This window comes from Sporosarcina sp. Marseille-Q4943 (assembly GCF_943736995.1).
Taxonomy (GTDB): domain Bacteria; phylum Bacillota; class Bacilli; order Bacillales_A; family Planococcaceae; genus Sporosarcina.
In genome coordinates this window covers 1,536,844-1,561,321 of the sequence record NZ_CALSFT010000002.1, presented here as the reverse complement: position 1 = coordinate 1,561,321, position 24,478 = coordinate 1,536,844, and the positions used below count along the sequence as shown (strand labels likewise).

General features: G+C 43.2%; 32 protein-coding genes and 1 riboswitch. Of the genes, 9 read left to right on the top strand and 23 right to left on the bottom strand.

Going from position 1 to position 24,478, the window contains the following annotated elements; genetic code table 11:
- Nucleotides 1–3: 3 nt before the first annotated feature.
- From gcvT to comGA, 9 genes are all read right to left on the bottom strand, one after another.
- Nucleotides 4–1,101 carry a glycine cleavage system aminomethyltransferase GcvT gene (gcvT, locus tag NIT04_RS07670; RefSeq protein WP_371922509.1) on the bottom strand — a complete coding sequence of 366 codons (1,098 nt, stop codon included), beginning with the start codon at nt 1,099–1,101 and terminating at the stop codon, nt 4–6.
- Nucleotides 1,102–1,243: 142 nt separating this feature from the next.
- Nucleotides 1,244–1,336: riboswitch (glycine riboswitch) on the bottom strand.
- Between the two features lie 186 nt (nt 1,337–1,522).
- Complete coding sequence (locus NIT04_RS07665) at nt 1,523–2,035, bottom strand: shikimate kinase (protein ID WP_252502958.1); 513 nt, start codon at nt 2,033–2,035, stop codon at nt 1,523–1,525.
- Between the two features lie 4 nt (nt 2,036–2,039).
- Nucleotides 2,040–2,219, bottom strand: coding sequence for a hypothetical protein (locus NIT04_RS07660; RefSeq protein ID WP_252502957.1), 180 nt, complete (start codon nt 2,217–2,219; stop codon nt 2,040–2,042).
- Nucleotides 2,200–2,649 (bottom strand): ComGF family competence protein, encoded by a 450-nt coding sequence (locus NIT04_RS07655; RefSeq protein WP_252502956.1) that lies wholly within the window; start codon nt 2,647–2,649, stop codon nt 2,200–2,202. The genes NIT04_RS07660 and NIT04_RS07655 overlap by 20 nt, the downstream gene beginning before the upstream one ends.
- Complete coding sequence (locus NIT04_RS07650) at nt 2,634–2,936, bottom strand: hypothetical protein (RefSeq protein ID WP_252502955.1); 303 nt, start codon at nt 2,934–2,936, stop codon at nt 2,634–2,636. The genes NIT04_RS07655 and NIT04_RS07650 overlap by 16 nt, the downstream gene beginning before the upstream one ends.
- Nucleotides 2,929–3,372 carry a competence type IV pilus minor pilin ComGD gene (comGD, locus tag NIT04_RS07645; RefSeq protein WP_252502954.1) on the bottom strand — a complete coding sequence of 148 codons (444 nt, stop codon included), beginning with the start codon at nt 3,370–3,372 and terminating at the stop codon, nt 2,929–2,931. Before comGD ends, NIT04_RS07650 begins: the two co-directional genes overlap by 8 nt.
- The gene (comGC, locus tag NIT04_RS07640) at nt 3,356–3,688 is read right to left on the bottom strand and encodes a competence type IV pilus major pilin ComGC (protein WP_252503218.1); all 333 of its coding nucleotides are present in this window, start codon (nt 3,686–3,688) and stop codon (nt 3,356–3,358) included. Before comGC ends, comGD begins: the two co-directional genes overlap by 17 nt.
- 20 nt (nt 3,689–3,708) lie before the next feature.
- Nucleotides 3,709–4,770 carry a competence type IV pilus assembly protein ComGB gene (gene comGB, locus NIT04_RS07635; RefSeq protein WP_252502953.1) on the bottom strand — a complete coding sequence of 354 codons (1,062 nt, stop codon included), beginning with the start codon at nt 4,768–4,770 and terminating at the stop codon, nt 3,709–3,711.
- Complete coding sequence (gene comGA / locus NIT04_RS07630; protein ID WP_252502952.1) at nt 4,763–5,770, bottom strand: competence type IV pilus ATPase ComGA; 1,008 nt, start codon at nt 5,768–5,770, stop codon at nt 4,763–4,765. The genes comGB and comGA overlap by 8 nt, the downstream gene beginning before the upstream one ends.
- Before the next feature lie 343 nt (nt 5,771–6,113).
- Between comGA and NIT04_RS07625 the strand changes: the two genes are divergently transcribed.
- A complete protein-coding gene (locus NIT04_RS07625; RefSeq protein WP_252502951.1) occupies nt 6,114–6,356 on the top strand; it encodes a DUF2626 family protein in 243 nt (80 codons plus the stop codon).
- 40 nt (nt 6,357–6,396) lie between these two features.
- Here NIT04_RS07625 and NIT04_RS07620 read toward each other — a convergent pair whose 3' ends face one another.
- The gene (locus NIT04_RS07620) at nt 6,397–7,035 is read right to left on the bottom strand and encodes an MBL fold metallo-hydrolase (protein ID WP_252502950.1); all 639 of its coding nucleotides are present in this window, start codon (nt 7,033–7,035) and stop codon (nt 6,397–6,399) included.
- A gap of 160 nt (nt 7,036–7,195) precedes the next feature.
- On the opposite strand from NIT04_RS07620, the gene NIT04_RS07615 reads away from it, so the two are divergent.
- A complete protein-coding gene (locus NIT04_RS07615; RefSeq protein ID WP_252502949.1) occupies nt 7,196–7,375 on the top strand; it encodes a DUF2759 domain-containing protein in 180 nt (59 codons plus the stop codon).
- Between the two features lie 53 nt (nt 7,376–7,428).
- Here NIT04_RS07615 and NIT04_RS07610 read toward each other — a convergent pair whose 3' ends face one another.
- The 5 genes from NIT04_RS07610 to rpmG all read right to left on the bottom strand — a co-directional run bounded on the left by NIT04_RS07610 (nt 7,429) and on the right by rpmG (nt 11,617).
- Nucleotides 7,429–8,529, bottom strand: a complete 1,101-nt coding sequence (locus NIT04_RS07610) for a hypothetical protein (RefSeq protein ID WP_252502948.1) — start codon at nt 8,527–8,529, stop codon at nt 7,429–7,431.
- A 90-nt stretch (nt 8,530–8,619) separates the two neighbouring features.
- Nucleotides 8,620–10,488, bottom strand: a complete 1,869-nt coding sequence (locus tag NIT04_RS07605) for an LTA synthase family protein (RefSeq protein WP_252502947.1) — start codon at nt 10,486–10,488, stop codon at nt 8,620–8,622.
- Between the two features lie 144 nt (nt 10,489–10,632).
- On the bottom strand, nt 10,633–10,827 hold the full coding sequence (locus NIT04_RS07600) for a YqgQ family protein (protein WP_252502946.1): 195 nt from the start codon (nt 10,825–10,827) through the stop codon (nt 10,633–10,635).
- The gene (locus NIT04_RS07595; protein WP_252502945.1) at nt 10,824–11,405 is read right to left on the bottom strand and encodes a 5-formyltetrahydrofolate cyclo-ligase; all 582 of its coding nucleotides are present in this window, start codon (nt 11,403–11,405) and stop codon (nt 10,824–10,826) included. The genes NIT04_RS07600 and NIT04_RS07595 overlap by 4 nt, the downstream gene beginning before the upstream one ends.
- Before the next feature lie 62 nt (nt 11,406–11,467).
- On the bottom strand, nt 11,468–11,617 hold the full coding sequence (rpmG, locus tag NIT04_RS07590) for a 50S ribosomal protein L33 (RefSeq protein ID WP_060210366.1): 150 nt from the start codon (nt 11,615–11,617) through the stop codon (nt 11,468–11,470).
- Nucleotides 11,618–11,788: 171 nt separating this feature from the next.
- Between rpmG and NIT04_RS07585 the strand changes: the two genes are divergently transcribed.
- Together NIT04_RS07585 and NIT04_RS07580 are read left to right on the top strand one after the other, a co-directional pair.
- The gene (locus tag NIT04_RS07585) at nt 11,789–12,145 is read left to right on the top strand and encodes a hypothetical protein (RefSeq protein WP_252502944.1); all 357 of its coding nucleotides are present in this window, start codon (nt 11,789–11,791) and stop codon (nt 12,143–12,145) included.
- A complete protein-coding gene (locus tag NIT04_RS07580; protein ID WP_252502943.1) occupies nt 12,142–12,627 on the top strand; it encodes an endolytic transglycosylase MltG in 486 nt (161 codons plus the stop codon). The genes NIT04_RS07585 and NIT04_RS07580 overlap by 4 nt, the downstream gene beginning before the upstream one ends.
- 45 nt (nt 12,628–12,672) lie before the next feature.
- Here the strand turns inward: NIT04_RS07580 and NIT04_RS07575 are convergent, their stop codons facing one another.
- From NIT04_RS07575 to NIT04_RS07560, 4 genes are all read right to left on the bottom strand, one after another.
- Complete coding sequence (locus NIT04_RS07575; protein ID WP_252502942.1) at nt 12,673–14,865, bottom strand: penicillin-binding protein 2; 2,193 nt, start codon at nt 14,863–14,865, stop codon at nt 12,673–12,675.
- A 523-nt stretch (nt 14,866–15,388) separates the two neighbouring features.
- Nucleotides 15,389–15,991, bottom strand: a complete 603-nt coding sequence (gene sodA, locus NIT04_RS07570; protein ID WP_252502941.1) for a superoxide dismutase SodA — start codon at nt 15,989–15,991, stop codon at nt 15,389–15,391.
- An 85-nt stretch (nt 15,992–16,076) separates the two neighbouring features.
- Nucleotides 16,077–16,562 carry a DUF456 domain-containing protein gene (locus NIT04_RS07565; RefSeq protein WP_252502940.1) on the bottom strand — a complete coding sequence of 162 codons (486 nt, stop codon included), beginning with the start codon at nt 16,560–16,562 and terminating at the stop codon, nt 16,077–16,079.
- 27 nt (nt 16,563–16,589) lie between these two features.
- Nucleotides 16,590–18,221, bottom strand: coding sequence for a Na/Pi cotransporter family protein (locus tag NIT04_RS07560; RefSeq protein ID WP_252502939.1), 1,632 nt, complete (start codon nt 18,219–18,221; stop codon nt 16,590–16,592).
- A 202-nt stretch (nt 18,222–18,423) separates the two neighbouring features.
- On the opposite strand from NIT04_RS07560, the gene NIT04_RS07555 reads away from it, so the two are divergent.
- The 4 genes from NIT04_RS07555 to NIT04_RS07540 all read left to right on the top strand — a co-directional run bounded on the left by NIT04_RS07555 (nt 18,424) and on the right by NIT04_RS07540 (nt 21,097).
- On the top strand, nt 18,424–18,927 hold the full coding sequence (locus NIT04_RS07555) for a DUF1189 family protein (RefSeq protein WP_252502938.1): 504 nt from the start codon (nt 18,424–18,426) through the stop codon (nt 18,925–18,927).
- A 46-nt stretch (nt 18,928–18,973) separates the two neighbouring features.
- Nucleotides 18,974–19,300 carry a tail protein X gene (locus NIT04_RS07550; protein WP_252502937.1) on the top strand — a complete coding sequence of 109 codons (327 nt, stop codon included), beginning with the start codon at nt 18,974–18,976 and terminating at the stop codon, nt 19,298–19,300.
- Between the two features lie 91 nt (nt 19,301–19,391).
- Nucleotides 19,392–20,516, top strand: a complete 1,125-nt coding sequence (ispG, locus tag NIT04_RS07545) for a flavodoxin-dependent (E)-4-hydroxy-3-methylbut-2-enyl-diphosphate synthase (protein ID WP_305880092.1) — start codon at nt 19,392–19,394, stop codon at nt 20,514–20,516.
- Complete coding sequence (locus NIT04_RS07540; RefSeq protein ID WP_252502936.1) at nt 20,513–21,097, top strand: hypothetical protein; 585 nt, start codon at nt 20,513–20,515, stop codon at nt 21,095–21,097. The genes ispG and NIT04_RS07540 overlap by 4 nt, the downstream gene beginning before the upstream one ends.
- 32 nt (nt 21,098–21,129) lie before the next feature.
- Here NIT04_RS07540 and NIT04_RS07535 read toward each other — a convergent pair whose 3' ends face one another.
- Genes NIT04_RS07535 through NIT04_RS07525 form a run of 3 tightly spaced genes read right to left on the bottom strand, consistent with a single transcriptional unit; the run spans nt 21,130 to nt 23,176 of the window.
- Complete coding sequence (locus tag NIT04_RS07535; protein ID WP_252502935.1) at nt 21,130–21,546, bottom strand: Fur family transcriptional regulator; 417 nt, start codon at nt 21,544–21,546, stop codon at nt 21,130–21,132.
- The gene (locus tag NIT04_RS07530; RefSeq protein ID WP_252502934.1) at nt 21,543–22,409 is read right to left on the bottom strand and encodes a metal ABC transporter permease; all 867 of its coding nucleotides are present in this window, start codon (nt 22,407–22,409) and stop codon (nt 21,543–21,545) included. The genes NIT04_RS07535 and NIT04_RS07530 overlap by 4 nt, the downstream gene beginning before the upstream one ends.
- Before the next feature lie 2 nt (nt 22,410–22,411).
- Nucleotides 22,412–23,176, bottom strand: coding sequence for a metal ABC transporter ATP-binding protein (locus NIT04_RS07525; RefSeq protein WP_252502933.1), 765 nt, complete (start codon nt 23,174–23,176; stop codon nt 22,412–22,414).
- A gap of 121 nt (nt 23,177–23,297) precedes the next feature.
- On the opposite strand from NIT04_RS07525, the gene NIT04_RS07520 reads away from it, so the two are divergent.
- The gene (locus NIT04_RS07520) at nt 23,298–23,534 is read left to right on the top strand and encodes a hypothetical protein (protein ID WP_252503216.1); all 237 of its coding nucleotides are present in this window, start codon (nt 23,298–23,300) and stop codon (nt 23,532–23,534) included.
- A gap of 52 nt (nt 23,535–23,586) precedes the next feature.
- Here the strand turns inward: NIT04_RS07520 and NIT04_RS07515 are convergent, their stop codons facing one another.
- On the bottom strand, nt 23,587–24,474 hold the full coding sequence (locus tag NIT04_RS07515) for a deoxyribonuclease IV (RefSeq protein ID WP_252503215.1): 888 nt from the start codon (nt 24,472–24,474) through the stop codon (nt 23,587–23,589).
- Nucleotides 24,475–24,478: the final 4 nt, after the last annotated feature.

The window sequence follows — 24,478 nt, the reverse complement described above, 5'->3', positions numbered from 1 at the left end:
CATTTATCGTTTGTAGAAAGGTGTAGCAATCAATACTGCTTTCAATCGTTTGCTACGCACTTCTACTTCCACTTCAGTTCCTTCGTCAGTATGTTCCGTTGCAAGAAGGGCGAATCCAATATTCTTTTTCAATGTAGGCGATTGTGTTCCAGTAGTGACTTCCCCGATTTCCTTCTCACCAATAAACACTTTATAGCCGGTCCGCGGAATTCCTTTATCAATCATTTCAAGACCGACAAGCTTCCTTGGCACGCCATTCTCTTTCTGTGCAGCGAGCACTTCTTTGCCTATGAAATCCGCTTCTTTATTCAACCTGACAACAAATCCCAAGCCTGCTTCAAGAGGCGAAATATCTTTCGACAATTCTTGGCCATAAAGCGGCAGACCCGCTTCGAATCGGAGCGTATCACGAGCGCCTAAACCTGCAGGCACAACCCCCTCCTCTTCTCCAGCTTTTAAAATCGCAGGCCAAAGAGCGACCATCGATTCTGGCGATCCATAGATCTCGAAACCATCTTCACCGGTATACCCTGTCCGGGAAATGAGAACATTGTGTCCAGCGACATCGACATCTTCTTTGAAACGGAAGAACTTGATTTCATCCAATGGTTCTGAAGTCAATTTCTGCAATACTTCTTGCGCTTTTGGGCCTTGTAATGCAAGCAGGCCATACTCGTCCGACCGATCTTCGATGACTACGTTCCCAGTTGCATGCTGCTTCATCCACTGAACATCCTTTTCAATGTTTGAAGCGTTCACAACGAGCAAGTAATCATTTTCTTTTCTTTTGTAGATGAGCAGATCATCCACTGTTCCGCCATTCTCGTAACACATTGCAGTATATTGCGCTTGGCCGTCCTTCAATTTGGATACATCATTTGTTACTAATCCTTGCAGGAAGGAAAGTGCATCCTCGCCTGAAACAAAAACTTCACCCATATGCGAAACGTCAAATAGGCCAGCTTTCGTACGTACGGCTTCATGTTCAGCTTTAATGCCTGAGAACTGAACAGGCAATTCCCAACCTCCGAAATCAATCGTCTTTCCACCGTACTCTTGATAACTATTAAAGAGAGCGGTACGTTTCAAAGTTTCTGTCAAAGCCATATCCCCCTTGAAATGAATTGATAAAAAAAGACAGAAGTCCCCTTAAATTAAGAGAACCTCTGTCCGTGTACCTGAAAGTTTGACCTTGCGGCTTTCCTCTTTGGTGGCCGAAAAATATCGGCACTCTCCAGAGACGCGTCATGAATGAGTCTTTTTACCTGAGAGATTCATAACTTGCGTTACTTGCTCCTTCGGCGACGCCTAATGCGTGCTCTCCCCATTCAATCATCCGCCATATGCAATTAAAGATAAAATGATTAAAATTCAGACGAATAACTGTCCTTTCGCCTTATATCTTAACATTTCATTTTTGCAAGCGCAATCCTTTTTCATATTTTATTATATACGCGAACAAAAACAAGATAAAGTAAATTAATGTTCGTGTTTTAATCATCAAACATTTCAGATGCATTCATTAGCCGTTTTTCAATCTAATAATCTGAGAAGCAATATACTGCGTAATTTCATTTAATGTCCTATTTGTTGTTTCGACTTTGAAATGGGCACTTTGCAAATAAAACGGCTTCCTGTTGTGAAAGAGCTTTTCCAATTCATATCTAGATGACTGTTGTACGATCGGCCTGTTTCTATCAGTGGAAATCCTGCGCCATATATCACGAAAAGTGGAGTTTAAGTAAAAGACAAGTCCTGTCCTTCTCATAATCTTCCTGTTTTCCTCCCGCATTGCCACACCGCCGCCGGTTGCGATTATACAATATTCATCATGGAAATTGCGCAGGAACTCCGTTTCCATCTCCCTGAACCCTTCCTCGCCATACGTCTCGAAAATTTGAGGGATCGTCATGCCTGTCTGATTGGCAATTTCCGTGTCCATATCGTAAAAAGGTAAATTCAGCAACGTCCCGAGCCTCTTCCCGATTGCACTTTTCCCGCTTCCCATGAAACCGACCAAATATACTCTCTTCATATCTTTAACCGCCTTGCCTCATCAACTTTGTTGTTTCTTTCTCATAATAGATTTCTATTGAATCGAATGTTCTGTATAGATTACTATGCCATGAAACGATAGTAAAAAGAAAGAGGCTGACGACAAATAGTAAAATTAACGAAGCGGCTAAAATGGTTCCTTCCTCATTCCTGGCGAATACCAATTGCAAATCTCCTCTCCCGCTTCCTTCCGTCAAGCATTGTCACTTCAACGTTCAACTCATGTCCTTCATGTGTGAAAATTACATCCGAGACATTAGTGAAAAGTGGGATATAACCTTTGAAATTGGTCAATTTGCGAATGACATAGTTACTTTGGCCAACTTCAATCGTTCCTCTATCATTCGTGAATAAGATTGACCTGTTTCCCATTAGGACATTGAAATCTTCCACATCAACTAACAATGCTTGCAGATCAATTGCAAACAGTTCCCATTCAGTCGCGTAGTAATCTTCCAATTGTCGCTCGATCGGCTGCTTCCAATAGTAGAATAGGACAGCAAAATGTAGAAATATGCCCATAATTAGTAGTTGAAACAAAGCTTCAAGAAGAGAGTATCCTGACTCATTGCAGCATTTCAGAACTCTATGCATTTCACAAATTCCCTTTCTATGTAATGATAGGTTACACAGACGCCTACACTTTCAACCGACCAATGGTACATAGACTTCTCTATCCTATTTGTCCCCGTCGTCATTCCGTAGGCATGATAGAGAATGGCCCCGTGATAGGCGGATTCTGCTGCATGCATAGCCATTTTCTTTACTTCCAGATGCTCCGACAGATGGGAATAAAGCGGCAATAACGTCCCGAAAATGACCGTAATTACTACAAGTGATAACATCGCTTCCGGCCAAGAATATCCTTTTTCATTAATCATAGACAAGCACCCTCCCATGCTGCAGCTGCAATGTTAACCGCTTGTCCCCTGTCGATGTACGCAAAATGATCGTACCCGGATGAATAATATGGCCATTCGGATGAAACTCGACTGAGCTGATTCTATTGCCGCCACTTAACCAGTGCATACTATCAGGAAAGTCGATAGTAGAATACGTCACCGAACTAGGCGCAAACAAACTATAGGATTTCCCGGAATTCCGGAATCGGATTGCCGTGTACGTTTCATTTGCCATTGCATACGCTTGTGCATGATGAATCGTAGCGATGAATGTGTACAACGCTTCTTCCTCGCTCTGTTTTGTTATCCAGCGATCGCCGATAGGCAGGATGACAGCTGTCAGAATGGCGACAACACTCAAAACTAAGAGCATCTCCAGAAATGTAAAGCCGTTTTCGTTAGTTGTCTTCATCATCCAACGACGTACCATCTTTGTTGAGTGCTATCACCATTCCATTTTCAATTGAAATATCAGTTCCATCCGGACACTTTGCCCCTTTCGGTAAATAGTCTTCTTCTATCAACTCATCTACTGAAGGGATTTTGTGTTTTTCCATTTTATATGCTTCAACCTGCCCTTGAGCCATTCGCACAAATGCTTCGCACCCTTTGTCATCAATCGACTTCGAATGTTTTGTCACATTCGGTATCGCTATCAACACTAAGACAGAGATGATGAGTAAAACGATCATCATTTCAATGAGCGTGAAGCCGTCCTCTTCCTTTACCATTTTCAAAACTTACTCCCTCCCTATAAATTATCAAACATACTGTACACCGGCAGTAACAATGCCAGGTAGGCGGCCAATATGCAAATGGCCAATATTGCGAACAGAGCAGGTTGCAACAACGCAAGCCACTTCCCCAGCTCCTCTTCGATCATATCGTGGAGATTTTCACTAAATAGTTGAAGCTCCTTTGCCAAATGTCCTGTGTCGGAACCGTGTTTGGCATATGTGCATAACTCCTTACGCAGACCATCCGTCAACTCGATTGCTGTGTCGAAATTTTCCCCATAGATGACATGTCCTTTAATTGTCATTGCGACTTCACTCAGGATCGGATTCACCTTTTGTTCTACTAACACTTCAAGTGCGTCTTGCATGGGTAGTCCCGATTGAAGGAGACTGCCGATTTCGCCTGAAAAGTCCCTCGTTATCACTTTCGAGAAAAAAGAACCGATGAAAGGAATCGACATGACGAAGCTGATTTTTCTCGACGGTGGCATTTTGCGATAAAACACGGCACCAATTCCAACACTTATAATGAGGATTGCACCGCAAGCGATCAATGCGTCCGGTAATCTCGAGACGAGTAGAGGAAGCAAAGAAACGATACCTGTCGCCTCTTCATTCCTTGCTACCGCCATCGCTTCTAAGTTGGGAAGGAAATAGCTTCTAAAGACTACTAAAAAGATAGCCAGAAAAGAGAAAAGAATGAATGGATAGAGTAGAAGATTTCGCAGCTTTCTCTTCCTTTCTTCCGATTGCTTCATTCTTTCCGCAATTCCTTTTAATGCAACCGGCAATCTTCCATCCAGTTCCGCGATGACGATCGGCAATAGTATAGTAGATGAAAACCCAAGCCTACTGAGAATATCCGTAACCCCAAGTCCCGCCTTCAAATCATTTTCCACTTGCTCGATCAGTTCATTGTATTGTTTGGAATGATGAGGCAAAAGCAGTACCATTCCATCGTGGAATGTGTACCCTTCCTGCATAAGGACAGCGAGCCTTCCCAAAAAAGCCGGACGGTTTTCAATGCATTGCACAGAGTGCCTAAATGAAGCCCGTCCCATACTAACACTAACCATGGAAAATCCCTTTTTTCATGCTGTATTTTTTCATGATAGCTTCAATTGCCATATCTTCCGGCACAGATACGCGCTTGCCTGAAATGATTCCATCTGCAATCGCTTCTAACAATTCGCCTTGGACAATTTCAAATACAGCTCCAACCCCGCCATCTTGTTTCTGAATGAGCCGTTGCGATGATATGCAAACTACCGTTTGCCTCAATTCTTCCGCCGTAATTCCAAAATCCATCATTCGGTAAAAACAACCCTCCGGATCCTTGGAATGGACCGTCGTCAATACAAGATGCCCCGTCAACGCTGCCGCCACAGCGGTTCTAGCAGTTTCTGCATCCCTTATTTCACCAATCATGATAACGTCAGGGGAATGCCTCAGTATCGCTTTCAATCCGGCTGCATAAGTCATTCCGGCTCTTTCATTCACTTGTATTTGGAGAAGATGTGAATGATTGTTTTCGACCGGATCTTCTAGTGAAATTACATGCCTATCAAGATGATTGACACAATGGGCAGTTAGGGAGTAGATTGTCGTCGTCTTCCCACTTCCTGTCGGACCAGTCAAAAGGACAAGCCCCTGCCGCTCTTCAACAGCGCGCCGGAGCTTCTTTTCCCAAACGGGATCGATGCAGAGTGCATTTAGAGGGACGATTTGATCATGCCTTTGAATACGGATGACTACACTTTCTTTCATTCGGATTGAGGGAATGGTCGATACACGGAACGAATAGTTTTCATTCTGCATCTTCTTATGAAATGAACCGCTTTGTGGTTTTCGTTTATCACTGATATCTAACGAGGAGAGGAATTTGAAAAAGGAGATCATACGGGCGGCTAAATGTGGGGGATAGGTGCCGGACCGCTCCAGTCTTGAATTCTTTTTGAAGCAAATATCATAACGATCGTTCAACGGAACGAGATGGATGTCTGTTGCCTCATTGGCAATTGCCCGTTCCAATAAGTCAAAACACTTTTTCTCAACGAGATTGTCACGGTTATCCATTGAACACCCCTCTTTCAATCAACTACGTATTGATTCGGCTGGAATCCCTGCTGAATCATGATAAAAGTGAAAGACCGCTTTTCACTTTACATCGAGTATACGTGGAACAAATCGAAAAAGGAATACTTCTTCGTAAATTCAATTTTCAAGTGCCGTTTTCGCCTTAAACTCGATTTTTGAATGCTGTTTTCACGACAAAAATGATTTTTGCACTGGAATGATCTACTATCTCTCCTTTCATTTGTCACAATGTCGACTTGATTGGAGTTTACTTTTCAAGTTGCTATCCATTATAATGAAGAAGAGATCTTTGTATTGTTTTACGTTAAGGAGGGACGCACTTATGGATAACATGTTTAAGCTATGCGGTTTTTGGACTGGCATTTTCGCTGTAATGTTTTTCGTCGGTGACATGATGACAGCTTCCGTTATCATGATCGCGAGCACTATTTTCTTCCTGTTGCTTGGATATTTGAATCTTACAGAGCGTATGTATATGTACATGTTTGGAGCTTACCTTATGATTTTCATGGTAGGATTCAGCTATTATGCGACATTCATTCACGTACCAGGTTCAGGACACTAATCGTCCAAAGAAAAAACAGCCAATCGGCTGTTTTTTCTTTTTAGGAGAAGCCGTTCAAAAACGGATTCGTATCTTTTTCCTCCCAAGGGGTTGTCGAAGGGCCATGGCCAGGATAAACAATAAACTCGTCATCCAAGCTCAACAGTTTATCATGGATGGACTGAAGCAACGTCTGCATATCGCCTCCCGGGAGATCTGTTCTGCCAATGCTACCTTTAAAAAGCGTATCACCAACAACTGCCATATGCGCATCATTGAAAATAAAAGAGACGCTCCCAGGAGAATGACCCGGCGTATGGCGGACTTCCAATTGGAAGGAACCAATCTGCAATTCACCTTCCTCAAGGAAATGATCCGCAGCCTGATTTTTCACAAGAGGCAGGCCGGGATATCTCGAAGAACCGTTGAAATCCGGGTTGCCAAGCCACTCCTGCTCAGCCTTGTGAATATGGACTGGTATATCAAAATGATTCCTCACCCGATCCACTGCTCCGATATGATCGAAATGGGCGTGCGTCAATAGGATCGCAAGCGGTTTGCTATTCGTTCTTTCGATTTCGGCAATAATGCGATCCCCTTCTTCTCCGGGATCAATCACTAAACATTCCTCTTCATGATTGTAAATCAAATAACAATTCGTTTGAATTGGACCTAATGGATATGTACGTATTTCTAGCATCATTCACACCTCCTATACATGATAGTAATGAACTTCCGACCGAATTTCAAACATTCGTCATTTATATACCTCGACAAAATTTGTGGTAAACAGTACAATAGAAGAGGACTATTGCTAAATTGGCATTCATTTTTTCTCTATTGAAAGGAGTGTCTTCCGCATGAACATCTTAATGGTAATTTTCGGACTCGTTGCGATCTTTGCTGTCATTGGTACTGTACAAGCTTTCAAAGAACGTAATGTGCTGAGCATTTTGTTCAATCTTGGAGCTGCTGTCATCTTCGGCGGTTTTACAATCGCAACGATTGTCTTCCAAGGATATCCTACACCTTTGCATTAATCAGTATTTGTTAAGAAAAACATCCCCTGCAAAAAATGCAGAGGATGTTTTTTTTAGTTATCAAATTTAATCCACTTATGTTTTTCCTTCGCAACCACGTCAATCAACTCATCTAATGAATATCCGCTTAAACAATATTTTCCCAACGGAGAGCATTTAATCGGACCTGCATCTAACCCTTTCATAATCAACTCTGAATTGCCTTCTTCAAAAATATACAAATTAAATCCGGATTCCATCTCATCCAGTTGACCGCTTTTTTCTGCCCCTTTGACAATTAGACGCTTTTCATCAACCCATTCAATCGGCGGCACGATCCACTCTGAATAATTGCTGACAGCTGGCAACGTCCACCCAAAAACAACTGTTCCATCAAGCCTTCTAATTGTATATGCGAAAGCCCCTGCATCGATGGACTGTACGGACATGATAGAATCCTCAAACAAATCAAAGTAAATCGCATTCCCAATTTCAGTCGTCTCTATCTCCCCCTCCTCCAAGTGCAATATCTCGATATCTCCTCCATCGAGTGGATGCCCCCGGAACGAGACGGTCATAATTCTATTCTCTCCTGCCCATTTTGGAAAGGGATCGTCCAATTCAACAATGGATAAACTATCATCATTGCCATCAAACATGAAAAGGTCATAGGACCAGTCTTCATGGAAGGCAGTGAACAGTATCTTTTTTGGGTTTGTACTATTCCACTCAATACCCAGCTCAGTCGAATCGATTTCCACCTGATGCTGCACCGCTCCATCCATTCCAACAATCTTTATGGCCGCGGACGTAGGATGTTCACTTGTATGTATTAATAAATAATCGCGGGAAGGATGGACGAGGACATCGATAATGAACGATTCATCCTCATAAACCTGTCCGGATTCCCCCGTTTCAATGTCAAAATAGTTCACTGTGTAGAAACCGTCGTTTTTCTCAACATACAGGATTTTAGAATCATTCAGCCAATCTGCTATGAAATGAAACTTGGAAGGGTCCGCTTTAAAAACATGAGGAGAAGGCGGCTCAAACGGCTCTTCTGCAATATCGGATGGTTCTTCCATATTAGGTTGCACAGACGGCGGATTCTTCTGCTCTGCACAGCCATATAGAACAAAGATGATCATCGCAATTAAACATACCGTTTTTTTCATTATGCCACCCTCTCCTTCCGTCTTATTCAAAAAAATATCTGCACGGTAAACGAACCCGTGCAGAATTTAGTCGTTATCGCCGATTTCGGCTTATTTCTCTTCCGTATCCGTAAACCTGAGTAAGTCTCCATTAATAATCAAGTCGGAGTAGCCAAGTTCAGTGTTGGCGCGATCGATATAAGGACCACACGCTTCACCGTCGATTGCTTCCCCTGTCTTGATATCATAACAAACTTCATGGGCGTAAATATAATCCTCTGTCACTAAGCGCCCGTCTCTGAAGATGACAAACGGCTCATGATCTGGTGAGAATATGTCCGCACCCATCTGCATGTCTTCTTTCGTCTCGATGCCGAGCAAATGCAGTACTGTCGGTCTCACATCCAATTGACCGGAGAGCTCATCAATTGTTTTTCCTTTACCATAACCAGGTATGTGGATGAACATTGGTACTTTTTGCAATTCAACATTATCAAATGGAGTAATTTCCTTATCCATGTACATGCCCATTGCCTTATTATGATTTTCCGAAATTCCATAATGGTCACCGTACATAACAATTATGGAATTGTCATATAATCCGCTTTTCTTTAAGTCTTCGAAGAAGATTTTTACAGCCTCATCCATATAGCGGACTGCTTGGAAGTATTTATTCAATGTTTTTGAATTGGAATCGTACGGTGGAATAATCATATCTTCTTCGTCCAAATCAAAGGGATGGTGGTTCGTCAATGTGATCATTCTAGTTGAAAACGGTTGGGGCATTGTCTTCATGATTTCCACGGACTGTTCAAAAAACGGAATATCTTTCATTCCCCAATTGACCGCTTGCCCTTCTCCGATCTCATAGCTTTCGACATCATAAAATTTTTGGATGCCTAATGCTTGGTACATGATGTCCCGGTTCCAGAAACTCCGGTTATTAGCATGCATGACACTCGTAAAGTAACCATTTTCACCTAGTCTTTCGGACATGGAGTTGAACGTATTCCCGCTGTTCGTGAAAAAGACAGCACCTCCATTACGGCCATATAACGAGTTTTCAACAATAAACTCCGAGTCGGAAGTTTTCCCTAACCCCGTTTGATGATAGAAATTGTTGAAATAGAACGTGTCCGGGTCCTTCGTCAGTTCGTTAAGGAATGGCGTAATTTCAAATCCATTCATCTCATTGTTGATGACGAAGTTTTGCAGAGATTCCAGTGAAACAAAAATCACATTGCGTCCTTCGGCAACACCGAACATTTTAGGATCGGGTTCTGCATAATTTGCGTTAATATAGTTTGCCACCTCAGTCAGTTCACTGCCATCGGCTAGCGCACGTTGTGCATGTGTTTTCGATTGGATGAACATGTCATAAATGTGATAATTGTATGTCCCAATATTTTTAACGAGCAATTCTCTGTCGAAGCTACGGGTCAACAACTGCGGCCTTTGAGCTTCCGCTAATCCCAAGTTGACCATGAGCACCGTTGCAGCCACTACGAAATAGAGCTTGCGTCCAATGCTTCTATGGCTAAGGGCACTTTCAGATGCAGGGATGAATTTCATAGCCAATGCAATAATGATTACATCAGTGAAAAAGAATATGTCCCACGGATGCACGTTCGCTCCGATGGAAGACGATAAATCGCCGAAATTGCTCGTCTGGAATAATACCGGCAAAGTGATGAAATCATTAAAAAATCGATAAAATACTGCGTTACTGAACATGATAATTGACGTTATCAAACTGATTGAAAATATATAGATGTTGCGCCGTTTTGCACTCTTCATGAATAAGGCCAAACCGTATATGAATAATAGAAAACTGAGTGGGTTCATGAACAGAATGAATTCCTGCATCACATTATCGATCTTCATATTAAAGCTAGTGATATAGCCCACATACGTTGTTAGCCATGTTGCAATAATTGCAATGACGAGTACGGAATGCTTGGGCCAAGTTACTCTTTTCATTCTTAATCTTCCTTTCATGTTGAAGCCTCTATTTATAAGTTTACCCTATCATTTGTACATGCACTACATATAATAGACGAACGAGACATAAAAAAGTTTCATTTTTAACTAAAAAATCGGAAGGGAATTGTTCTGGGATGGGTTTTATTCGGACCTCTTCCTCAATTCCTTTTTCAATATTAACAGTGCTGGCATGTAATCCTCTTTCATAATCAAGCCATTATCGTAAAGCTCTTTCACTTCAGACATCATCATTTCGATATCTGTTTTTTGTTCCCCTGTATATATAAAAATGCCGAAACGTTTAAGAAGTTGCAGAACATCGAAGAAATCAGTCATTTCGCATCACGTAATATCCGGCATTGTATCACTCGAAATTCAGTAATAATCTTATTCACTGGAATATCATGTTTTTCAATGGGCACTTCTTGAGAAATCTGGTTGTCAAACGCCAAGGACACACGGTCGCCATTATAGTCAGTCAAATAGCGGTCGTAGTACCCACCTCCAAAACCGATCCTGTACCCTTCATTCGAAAATATGACGCCTGGAACGATTTGAAGGTCAATCTGTCCTTTATCAATTGAAGTCGTTCGGCCGACAATCGGTTCCTTTAAATCCATATAAACCGTTTCAAGGTCCTCAAGAGAAGTAATGAGTCTGAAGTCCATCTGCCTCGTACCTGGGATGCATTTCGGCACGGCCACCCGCTTCCCTGATCGCCATGCAGATTCAATCAATTGATAAGTATCCACTTCAGGAAAACGTGATACAGTAACCCCGATCGTCTGAGCCGAGGCATATTCATCACATGTATAAAGTCGTTCCAAAATCCTAGTCGATTTACTTGCATGTTCAGAATGATTCATATCTTTCATGATCGTTATCATCTGTTTTCGTTTTGATAATTTACTCATACAAGTATTCCCCCATTCTGAAATAAAAAACCAAAACCCGCGAAGAGTTTTGGCATGAGCGATTATTTCGTTTCACGGTGCAAAGTTTGTTTCTTTTCACGTGAGCAATATTTTTTCATTTCAAGACGTTCCGGATTGTTACGCTTGTTTTTCTTTGTAATATAATTACGCTCTCCACATTCTGTGCAAGCAAGTGTAATATTTACGCGCATTGTTGTCCCTCCCACTCATTGGCAATATAAATTAATATGAGCATGATTTATACGACTTTTCAATTGTATCATATCACACCGGTATGTAAAGCAGAAAGTTTCAAATTACATTCAGAAGATGCATATGATATTATGGGAACAAAGTAATTTATTCCCGGAGGTTGTTCAATAGTGGATATTGAATTGATTTTACTATGTATTGGTCTTTTATGCATCATCCTTTCATTCTTCGTCGGAAAATCCACCCGTAAAAATGAAGAGGAGATTGAAAACATTTCGATCAGCCTCCATCAGGAGACGAACCAATTGAAAAAGCGCATGAAAGCCGTTGAAGAGGAATTGATGATCGGAGTTGGACGTGTCGCTCATGGACAGCAGCGAAAGGCAAAACCGGTCCACGAAATCATCATTAATCAGATCCTGTCCTTGAAGTCACAAGGTTATTCAATTCCTGAAATAGCAAAACGCTCGTCCTTGTCTAATGAGGAAGTCATTGACGTGTTGAACTCTCGGGGTGTCTCCTTATGATAAAAGATATATTAAGGGGAGTCGGAATAGGTTGCATCCTAGCTGGCGGAATCCTTTATTTTACGCACAACGACGAGGAGCAGACAAATGCCCGACAGTATAAATCCCAGTTGGACGAGCTCCAAAACGAATTGGATAAAGTGAAGAAAGAATTGGCTGTCGCACAAACTCTATCCGCTCCAAAGACGCAGAAAACTGACGGACAAGATTCTAGTGATGATGCGACGGAATCGAAACCAGAAAGCGTGCCAACATCAAAATCTGTCACCAAAGTAATCCTGACAATCGAAGCCGGTTCGACTTCGTCAACCGTTGCTGACAAACTTGAGCGGGCCGGGATAATCGGTAACGCGAAGGAGCTGGAGCAATACTTGATGGACAAAGGATTAGCGGGACGTATTCAAATCGGCGTGCACGAAGTAGACACGACAATGGACCTCGACACAATCGCGCGAATTATTACAAATTCGAAAAACAGATAAGAAAATAGCTGCCCTTCGCTCATTTCAGCGTCGTGGCAGCTTTTCTCATTCCTCGTCCTCTTCTTTGTCTTTTTCAAACCGGCGATCTATTTTTGGATTCGTCGTTTCAGGAACGTTAATTTGTGCCCGCTCCTCCTTCAGATCAAAATAGATATCCAAAGAAGTCCTGACGATTTCGCTCATTGCCCTGCCTTGAGTACGGTAATTTCCTCGATCTGTCGAAGCGTATGGAATGACAACCGCGAAAGCTACTTCAGGGTTCTCAGCAGGAGCAAAGCCGACATGCGTCAAGTTGACAGAAGCCATCCCATATTTGCTTCTGTCGTCCCCGTAATAGGACGATTGAGCAGTACCGGTTTTCCCCGCAGCCGTATAGGAAGCTCCATTGAATAGGTTTGGTGCGGTCCCATTCGGTCCGTAATACGTGTATTGCATTCCTTTTTTAACTTGCTCAATCTCTTTTTGAGTATTGTTGATGCGATTGAGGACTTTCACTTCCGTTTCCTGCAACATTGCACCAAGCGTTTCACCGTCCTTGGACGGTTCCCTAATCTCTTTCAACACTTTTGGGGCGACCCTGTATCCCCCGTTCGCTACTGTCGATACATATTGAGCGAGTTGCAATGGAGTATACGTGTCGAATTGTCCAATCGCAAAGTCCAGCAACTTACCTGAAATCGTTTCCGTTCCTGTGACTCCTGAATACTCACCAGGCAAATCGATTCCTGTCTTCACCCCTAAACCGAATGATGCGTATGCGTTTCGCAATCTATCGAAGCCAGCGATGTCAATCGGAAGAGCCTTATGTGGTCTATACACAGCGTTACCGAGTGACATGGCAATCTTAAACATATAAACGTTGGAAGACCTGCCAAGCGCTTGTATGTCATTGACGATCACTCGTCCGCCCTGGTTGAAGAGTGACCGCTTAGGATTCGTTCCGCCAATGTAGATCGGTTCGTCGATTTTCTTGTCCCCGACTGATAAGACGCCTTCACTATAGCCTGCCAAAACTGTCGCCACTTTGACAGTGGAACCGGCTTCATAGGCGGAAGTAAATGTACCATAGGCGTAATCCCGCACTTCCCATCTTCCCGAATCCTCATCTTTTGCTAATCGTTTACCAACGAGGGCAAGCAATTCGCCGTTATTTGGATCCATCATGACGAGGAATGCCCTGTCCAACAATCCGGATCTTGGGTCTTTCTTCATCTCGAGCAATTTCTCTGCAAGTAGCTCCTCCAATGATTCCTGCAATTCACTATCCATCGATAAAACGAGATCCTTGCCAGGCTCCCCTTCCCTGACTGTTTTCGTTTCGATGACGCGGCCCGTACGATCTTTCACGTTTTTAACGATCGTTTTCTGGCCTTTCAATAACTCTTCATAATATTGTTCGAAATAGCTTCGTCCAATACGATCATTGCGTGAATAATTCCTTGCCAAATAATAATCAAGATGACTTCGAGGAATTCCTTCAATTTGGCTCGTCATCGTACCCAGAATTGTACTGTCCGAGAATTTCACACGATCCCAATCTGTTGTCGTATCGACTCCTTCAAATTCACTCAACCGCTCCGATACGGCAGCGAATTCCTCCTCCGTAACATTTCCGCTCTTAATGATCTGGGGAGAGTAGGCATATCCAGACATCATTTCCCGATAAATGGCCAACACTTCAAGCTCATGGTCCGTGAATGAGTTCAGTTCCTCATCGGTAATCCTTTCACGCGTCAATCTGGTCACTTCACGTTGAATGTCATGTTTGGAAACGGTGCCGTCTTTGCCGATTTCCTTCAACTCTTTATCGCTCACTTTGGCAGCCGCTTCATCTGGATTCAATAAAATCCAAAAATCGCGCTTATCGCCGATCGTGACTCTTTTCGTATCCTGATGAATCAATTCCGATAGGGCTTCAGCGATTTCCAGCATTTCCTTCGAAGTGGTTGAAGTTGTTTTCGTATACGTGATAGCATTCATTGGTTTATTATCTACGAGTACCTTTCCAGTGCGGTCATAGATTCTCCCCCGCGGAACGCTAGTGTTAACCGCGATCTCCTCGGTTCTTTCCAATAATCTTGTATAATCTTCACCTTTGACGATCTGCAAGTATCCAAGTCTGAAAATGAGCAAGGAAAACAGGATGAAGATGGAGAAGAATAAAAGGTTCATCCTGAATGCAATATGTTTCCGTTGTCGGATTTTCGCTTGATCAACTTTGCGCATCGGCTTTTTCATATGTAGTCCCCTTACTTAATTAGTCCAATTTGAATTATAGCATTCTAAAATAAAAAAGCATATATCCTGACGAACAGGATATATGCTTCAGCCTGTTGACAAACGCCCGCATCCGTTGTTGGGGCCTACAGGAAGTAGGTCATGCATCCGTTGCCAATCGAACAGCGAAGGGTTCGATTTGCCGTATTTCTGCGCACTTAGCAGAAATTAAGGCACATATAGGACGCGGCGCCCTTAGGATGCCTTCTATAATTCGCTCGTCCGCTCATGAACTTTAGTTCTATTCGCATCTTCACTCGACTTCGCGCGGGCTCGCAGGATGCGAGTCATGCAACCGTCGCCACAGGACGTGGCGCTCTTAGGTTGCCTTCCTTGGCAAGCGTTTTCAATCCGGCTGAGGAAATTCCTGCCCATTGCTACTTGCCTTAAAAAGAGTGTAGACAAAGTCCAAAAACGACTTTGTCTACACTCTGAAGCATATATCCTGACGAACAGGATCTATGCCTGGTTGCATGAAAATGGATTATTTACCGAAGTTTTTAGCGACTTCGTCCCAGTTCACTACGTTCCAGAATGCAGAAACGTAATCAGGGCGTCTGTTTTGGTAGTTTAGGTAGTATGCATGCTCCCAAACGTCCAGCCCTAGAATTGGAGTCTTACCTTCCATCAATGGGGAATCTTGGTTAGGCGTTGACATGATCTCTAGCTCGCCGTTATTTGATACGAGCCAAGCCCATCCTGAACCGAAGCGAGTTGCAGCCGCTTTTGCAAATTCCTCTTTGAATGCTTCAAAGCTGCCGAACTTGTTGTCGATTGCTTCAGCGAGTGCTCCAGTTGGATTTCCACCACCAGATGGTGAAAGGATTTTCCAGAAGAACGTATGGTTCGCATGGCCGCCTCCATTATTGCGGACAGCCGTACGGATGTTTTCAGGAACAGCATCCAAATTGGAAATGAGCTCTTCGACGGACTTGGAAGCCAAGTCGTCATGTCCTTCCAATGCATTATTCACGTTCGTCACATACGTATTGTGATGTTTCGTGTGATGGATGTTCATCGTTTCTTTGTCGATGTGAGGCTCCAGCGCATCGTATGCGTATGGTAGTTCTGGTAATTTGTAAGCCATTTGTCCATTCCTCCTCGATTGATACATAATTTATCCTACACTATAAACATTATCAAAATTAGGAAGTTCATTCAATCTAAATGAACTATCGGACAACATAGAGTATGAAAATCCCGATCATCAGCAACATGACTGCACCTTTGGCAGCTATTGAAGTGAAGAAGCCCACGATAGACCCGACGCCTGTCTTCAATGACTGTTTCACACCGGTCCTCGTCACTAAGAGCTCTGATAGAAATGCACCAAGGAAAGGTCCGATAAGGATACCCGCAACTGGAATGACGAAAGGACCTATAAGCAGACCAATCGTGCTTCCCCACATCCCCGCCTTCGATCCGCCAAACTTCTTGACCCCGACAATATTCGCGAGCGTATCAGCACCAAACAGTAAAATGACAAATAACGTTTGAATCACCCAAAATAACCAACCCATCTCATCAAAGGAGGCAAACAATCCATATAACAGAAATCCGCCCACGATAAAAAAGACGGAAGGGATGATTGGATAGAATAATCCGATGAAGGCAACGATGAACATGAGTATCGCTGCAATCCAACCAATGATTTCCATACCATTCCCCTCCTTAGTCCTTACTAATTACCCACGTTTGCCTAAAATGGCTTCTGCAATGTTTACGGCATGATCACCGATTCGTTCCAGATTAGAGACGATATCGACAAAGACCATTCCCGCTTGTGCAGAACAATGACCCTCATTCAGACGGATAATATGGTTTTTCCTGAATTTGCGCTCCATCTTATCGATTAAGGCCTCTTGCTCAGCAACTTCTTTTGCCAATTCAATATCATTCATATCGAGTGAACGGACAGCCTTATCAACAGTGGCGATTGTCAACGTGAACATTTCCGTCAAATCTCCCATCGCATCCTCCGTCAATTTCACACGATTCACTTCCCGGAAATCGATCAATTCGATAATGTTCTCGAAATGGTCCCCGATTCGTTCGATATCCCGAACCGTATCCATCAGCATGACGTGTCTTGCGGATTCGACCGGTGAAATGTTGACCGCAGAAATATCTACAAGATAATCCGTGATCTTTCTGTCTAGGTTATTGATGGCATCTTCAATCTGGTATGCCGTTTCAGCATGTCTCTTGTTGCTTGTCTTCAAATACTCATACGTTTCTTCCATTCCTTGGACTGCGAAATCACCCATCCTAATAATTTCTTCCTTCGCTTGTCCAATTGCGACTGAAGGTGACTGGTTGATAAAGTTCGGGTCCAAATGTTTCGGTCTATACTCAATTGTAACGTCCTTGCCTGGAATGACTTTCGTCACAAGTAATGCCCAAGCGCCAATTAGAGGAAATTGGATAACGGTATTCAACACGTTGAAAGTACCGTGGGCGAATGCAATCTGCATTTTACTCTCTAAATCAAGTAGTTCGGAAATCCATTCGACATAGAGCGTGAACGGATATAGCAGAATTAAGAAAATGACTGAACCGACAACGTTGAAGAGGACATGTGTCGCTGCCGCTCTTCTCGCCGCAACAGATGCGCCGATCGACGCCAGAACTGCTGTAATCGTCGTTCCGATATTATCCCCGAAAAGGATCGGTAAAGCTGCTTGTAGCGAAACAAGGTTCTCCGCATACAATCCTTGCAATATCCCAACAGTTGCACTCGAGCTCTGGACAATAAGTGTAAAAACAGTTCCTGCCACGACTCCGAGCACTGGATGGTCAGCCATCGAAACTGTGAAATCATGGAAGACAGAAAGTGACCTAAGCGGTTTCATACCGGCACTCATCAGTTCCAATCCTAAGAATAAACCTCCGAAGCCGAAGACTACTTCTCCCACGTTCTTAATCGAGTTCTTTTTAAAGAAGAAAATAAGGACTGCACCGAGCGCCATGATCGGCAATGCGTATGCACCTACATCTAGGCCAATTATGAATGCCGTAATCGTCGTTCCGATATTTGCCCCCATAATGACACCGATTGCCTGGCGAAGGGTCATGAAGCCGGCACTGACCAATCCGACCGTAATGACAGTCGTTCCGGAGCTCGACTGGATAAGCACGGTTACGATAATTCCGACGAGGACACCCATGAACGGATTTGTCGTAAACCTATCCAATATACTGCGCAGCCTGTCCCCTGCTGCTTTTTGCAACCCATCACCCATATACTTTATGGAGAATAGGAAGATCCCAAGACCTCCTATAAATTGAAAGAGTACTTCTTGCCAATTCACTTCCATTACATTGTATACCTCCATCATGCATTATCTTTTAGCATACCTATTATGTTGACTTTGTTAACGAATTGTAAATAGCGGCGGACAAATCTTTACATTCCCTTAACAATTCAGCCTAAAAAAGTCATACTTCTGTCGAATTTGGAATTGGCACTTCGCATCATGAGACATGATAGACTATCAGTAAGGTAAAGGAGGTCCCACTTTGAAGTTCCATCAATTATTTCTGGCAGCGTTCCATGAACCTAAAAAACTAGCGGCATTCCGGCTGCTTCCAATCGGCCGGGTTATCCGATATGCATTCCTTTTCATATTGCTGATGACACTAATTTCATTCACTCGATTCTCAGTGGGTGATACAGACTTGTTCGAAGCCTCCCCTGAGTTGAACGAGTATAGTGAAACGATTGGTGGGCTCATTTATCCGATGGCCTTCATTTTCCAATTTGTCATCGCGACATTCTACGTTTTTGTCCGAATTAGCATCTTTGCTGCCATCGGAATATGGATTGGCAAGTTGATGAAAAGGCGTGTGGAATATCGTTTTGTTTGGCGGACTGCTGCCATCGCCATAACCGTCCCTTTATTGCTGACGATTTTTCTGGATTTCTTTCAGATTTGGGAAACTTCCGGCATCATCTTCTCGTCAGTAATCCATATCGGTTATTTAATTATGGCCCTCAAGTTTTATCCAAAAGCAGCCAAGTGAATACTTTCCAAGTTCCACACATATCGTGTGGGAAGGGGGAATGTTCATGCGCACTTTATTCGTAGCTGTAATTCTGTTTCTTACCTTTCATATTATCCGAATCGACTTGGGGGATGGGACAATCCCTCTTGCAGCGTTTTTCGGGAATGAACAGCCTTGTACAGAGACGACACTGAAAACCATACATGTAACGACGATCCAAGGCGATACGATAGAATCCCTTTTTTCGATGTATCCGGATTCGGAGACAACATTTGTTGAAAGATTATCAATATTTTATTCCCTTAATCCCCATCTTCGAAACCAGGATCTTATCGGTGGCCTTTCCATCCAACTTCCACTCTCGAATATAGGGCAGGATAATTGTAATTAAGGATGTTTTAAGCGGTGTCCCTTGTCTTTTCATCCGAATGATTGCTAAAATAGAAATCAGTTATGAGTTTTTTTAAGGAGAGAATATATCCATGAGTGAAATAATACACAGATCTAAAACTCGTCCTGTGCGAGTCGGCAATTTGACGATTGGCGGCAGTGATGAGCTGTTCATCCAGAGTATGACAACAACAAAAACACATGACGTTGATGCTACAGTGGAAGAGATACTGCGTCTTGAGGAAGCGGGCTGTCAAATTGTCCGTGTAGCTTGCCCCGACGAAAGGGCTGCTTATTCAATTGGCGCTATCAAAGAACGAATTAATATCCCTCTCGTCGTTGATATCCATTTCGACTATAAACTCGCATTAATTGCAATCGAACAAGGTGCAGATAAAATCCGGATCAATCCGGGCAATATTGGCCGTCAGGAGAAAGTTGAAGCCGTTGTAAGAGCTGCAAAAGAAAAAGGCATACCAATCAGAATCGGTGTAAATGCCGGCTCACTAGAAAAGCATATTCTTAAAAAGTACGGTTATCCGACAGCAGATGGCATGGTAGAGAGCGCTTTGCACCATATTAAAATATTGGAAGATCTCGACTTCCACGATATTATCGTTTCATTGAAGGCTTCAGATGTTAACTTGGCTGTTGAAGCGTATATGAAAGCAGCAGCTGCATTCGATTATCCATTGCATCTCGGAATAACAGAGTCTGGTACATTGTTCGCAGGTTCCATCAAAAGTGCTGCAGGCCTTGGAACTTTGTTATCAGCCGGCATCGGGAATACACTCCGTGTTTCATTGAGTGCAGATCCTACTCAAGAAATAAAGGTTGCCCGTGAATTGTTAAAGATATTTGGTCTATCCTCCAACGCCGCGACTCTCATTTCATGTCCTACATGCGGCCGTATCGAGATCGACTTGATTTCGATTGCGAATGAAGTAGAAGAATATATTTCTACTATTAAAGCGCCATTGAAAGTCGCTGTATTGGGCTGTGCAGTGAATGGTCCGGGCGAGGCGCGTGAAGCGGATATTGGGATTGCTGGCGCACGCGGTGAAGGGTTGCTCTTCATGAAAGGGAAAACCGTCCGTAAAGTGCCTGAGGAAACGATGGTTGAAGAACTGAAAATGGAAATTGATAAGCTCGCTGAAGAGTATTTTGAGAAAAAACGACAAGAAGAAGAGCTTCTGAAAAGTGGGGCTTCAGAATGAGGAAAATCCGATTCGGTATTGATATTGATGGGACTGTCACATGTCCGACTTCCCTTCTTCCGCATATCAATGCACAATTTGGATGCAATCTGATTTTAGATGATATTACGGAATACGATTTGACGAAAGCTTTCCCGGTTGACGAGAAAGAGTTCTTTGAATGGTACCGTGAAGCGGAAAAGACAATATACGAAACATCACCTGCCCAGGAATATGCAAAAATGATTCTTTCTGAATGGCGGGAGCATTACGAGCTGTATTATATTTCAGCACGTGGGCCAAATGTTGCGGAATGTACGCACGATTGGTTTGAACGGGAGGAAATCCCTTATGATCATATTGAATTGATCGGCAGCCATCATAAAATCGAAACTGCGAAAAAGTTCAATGTCGATGCGTTTTTCGAAGATAAGCATGACAATGCAGTTGATATCCATGAAGAATTGAACATCCCAGTTCTTCTCTTTGACACTCCATATAACCGCGAACCGATTCCGGAAGGTGTTATACGAGTGAAGAGTTGGCAAGAAGCCGACAAGTGGATTAAAAAGCTGTTCCCAATTGGAGAAAAAGTGAATTAAAAAGGAGTAGGGTTCAATCCCCTACTCCTTTTTTATTGTCCCACACAAACCGGGCATTTTCCGTAAATCTCGAATTTATGGCTTTCGACTTCGTAGCCTGGCAGATTAATCGTGATCGATTCCATTGGGCAGTATGCAATGTTCTGCGTCTTGCCGCATGACGTGCAAATGAAATGATGATGATGAACGCCGTGGTCACATTGCATCCTAAAATGCCTCTCTCCATTCAGCTCGGTCTCTTCCAAAATGCCAAGCTCCGAAAAAGTCGTCAAATTGCGATAGATCGTATCAAAGCTGATGCCAGGATTATCATCGGCCATGAAATTCCGGACTTCCATCGCAGTCAAATACCGATCATTGTCCGAAAAAAACTCCAAAATCGTCTCCCGATTTTTAGTCCTCTTAAATTGATGTTCCTGTAATATACGCCATGCTTCGTCAAGAGTCATGCAAATTCCCCCTTCACTTTCCGGGTAGGCTGTTTGCCTTTTATTTTAGTCCAACCAAGGACGAGCAATAAAATGATGATTGACGTGATGACTATTGTACCTCCTGGGGCAATGTCGAGATGAAATGCGGCAAATAGCCCAATAATGACCGACAGCTCACCGATGATGATTGAGTACATCATTGCTCCTTTAAAACTTTTGGCAAGCTGTATCGCTGCTGCAACCGGGATTGTCATTAACGAAGAAACGAGCAGGATTCCGACAATCCGCATCGATGCGCCGATGACAAGGGCAACGATGATCATGAAAACAATCTGAATGAATTTCCCATTAATGCCTGAAACTTTTGCGTACTCCTTGTCAAATGACAAGGCAAACAATTCTTTGTAGAAAAAACGTATATATGCAATGACCACGATTGCGATGATAACGATGATCCATAAATCCTGCCGGCTCACGGCGGAAACGGAACCGAATAGATAGCCGACGAGATCTGACCCAAAGCCTTTCGCTAAAGATATGAAGATTGCTCCGAAGCCGATTCCAGCGGAAAGTATGATCGGAATTGCCAATTCTTCGAAGTGCTTATAAGCACCTCTAAGTCTTTCAATCAACAATGAGCCGCCTACCGCACTTGCCATCCCCAAATAAACAGGGTTCAATGCCGAGAAGAATAACACGGACTGGCTCAAATAGAGGCTTCCGGCAATCCCAGCTAACGCAACGTGGCTTAATGCGTCCGCAATGAGCGCCAATCTCCTGACTACGATGAAAAGCCCGAGCAACGGTGCTATGACACCGATGATCAGCCCGGAGTAAAATGCATTTTGAAGAAATTCATATGTGAATAAAGCACTAATCACGGTCATACCCCTTTCTGTTGTTGATGGACGCGCCGCACAGGGTGACCGTACCATAATGATATGTCTGCATCGTTCAATTTTTTGTAGTCGGATTGAACGCCGTGGAAGTGGATTGATCGATTCAGGCAAGCAACATGTGTTGCCAATTCGGTGACAAGATCGATTTCATGTGTAACGAGTAGAATTGCGATGCCATGTTCACGGTTCAATTCATTGAGCATAGAATAGAACGAAGTGACATTTTTCTGATCGATTCCGACGGTCGGTTCATCCATGATCAATAAATCCGGTTCACCAACCAATGCCCGTGCAATGAATACACGTTGCTGCTGGCCGCCGGATAATTCACCAATATTTTGGGAGGCGAATTCCTCCATTTTAACGATTTGCAATGCTTCCAAAGCTTTTTGTTCATCGTGCTTTGAAAAGCCTCTAAATAATCCGACCTTGCGAGTGAGACCACTTTTCACGACTTCCAAAACAGTGGCCGGAAATCCTGAATTAAATGAATTGGATTTCTGCGAGACATATCCGATGCGCTCCCGTTGCTTAAAAGAGTCAACGTTTTGGCCAAATAGCTTCACAGTCCCTTGATCTGCTCTCAATAATCCTAAAATAATATTGATCAGCGTCGATTTCCCGGAGCCGTTCGGACCGATGAGAGCCCAGAACTCCCCTTCTTTCACTTCCAATGATATATCTTCGAGAACGGTAGAGTGCTCGTATCGAAAATTGACATTAGAACATTCAATTATCGTATTTGTCATATAGTAAAATCCCTTTCTGTTGAATGCATGTAAACAGGAACGATTACGATTACTAGTAGAGTATATAGGAAGAGTTGGTCGGACACAACTAATTGAGAAGGAATGGTGTAAATTGGATTACATGCAAATGTTGAATGAAATAAAGAAGAAAAGCGACGAAGAGGCCAAGTTGCTGGCTCAGTCGTATGGTATCAATCTATCAGTCAAAGAAATTAGAGCGTTGCGACCTTTGCTTGATGAAATCTCATTCCATTGGCTTTTTACCGGCATTCCGGAAAGCTTCATCGCTAAAGTGAAGTATGCTGTCGGAGAGAAAAAAGGAGAGGAATTGTTCCGTCAGTATTTGGATATGATCTAATCGCAAAAAAACATCCCGCCAACGGAGTTTCCAATTGGCGGGGATTTTTTAATTAAACTAATAATAGCTCCCTTTGCTCAGCTTGAAATGTTTTCGATTTCAACATTTCAATTTCATATTGATAAGGTGCCTTCTTGTTTTTTGCGTCGGTTCCTACGAAAGGTGTTTCAAGAATTTTAGGGATCGACATGAATTCAGGGTGATGCACGATATAGCTGAGAGCATCAAAACCGATGTATCCATGCCCGATATTCTCATGACGATCTTTCATCGCCCCACGTTCGTTTTTGCTGTCATTGACGTGGATGACTGAAATCCTGTCTGTTCCGATGATCTTGTCAAATTCATTTAACACACCATCGAAGTCATTGACGATGTGATATCCTGCATCGTGGACGTGGCAAGTGTCAAAACAGACGGAAAGCCGCTCATTGTTATTAACGCCGTCTATGATTTTCGCAATTTCATCAAAATTCCTGCCGCACTCACTGCCCTTTCCGGCCATCGTTTCAAGCGCGATGCGGACTGTCGAATCTTCAGAGAGTACCTCATTCAATCCTTCAATGATTTTAGCGATGCCGTTCTCCGCTCCTGCACCAACGTGAGCCCCCGGGTGCAAAACGATCTGGTCTGCCCCGAGAGCTGCGGTCCTTTGGATTTCCTGCTGCAGAAAGTCGACACCTAACCTGAACGTCTCGGGCTTAGTCGTATTCCCGATATTGATGATGTAAGGGGCATGTACGACGATATTGGATAGACCGTTCTCTTTCATATGCAAAAGTCCCGCTTCGATATTCAGTTCTTCAATCGGTTTCCTACGAGTATTCTGAGGAGCACCTGTATAAATCATGAAAGTCGTCGCGCCGTATCCTAACGCCTCTTCACTTGAACCTAGCAGCATCTTCTTGCCGCTCATCGATACATGTGAACCTAACAGCAAAGGT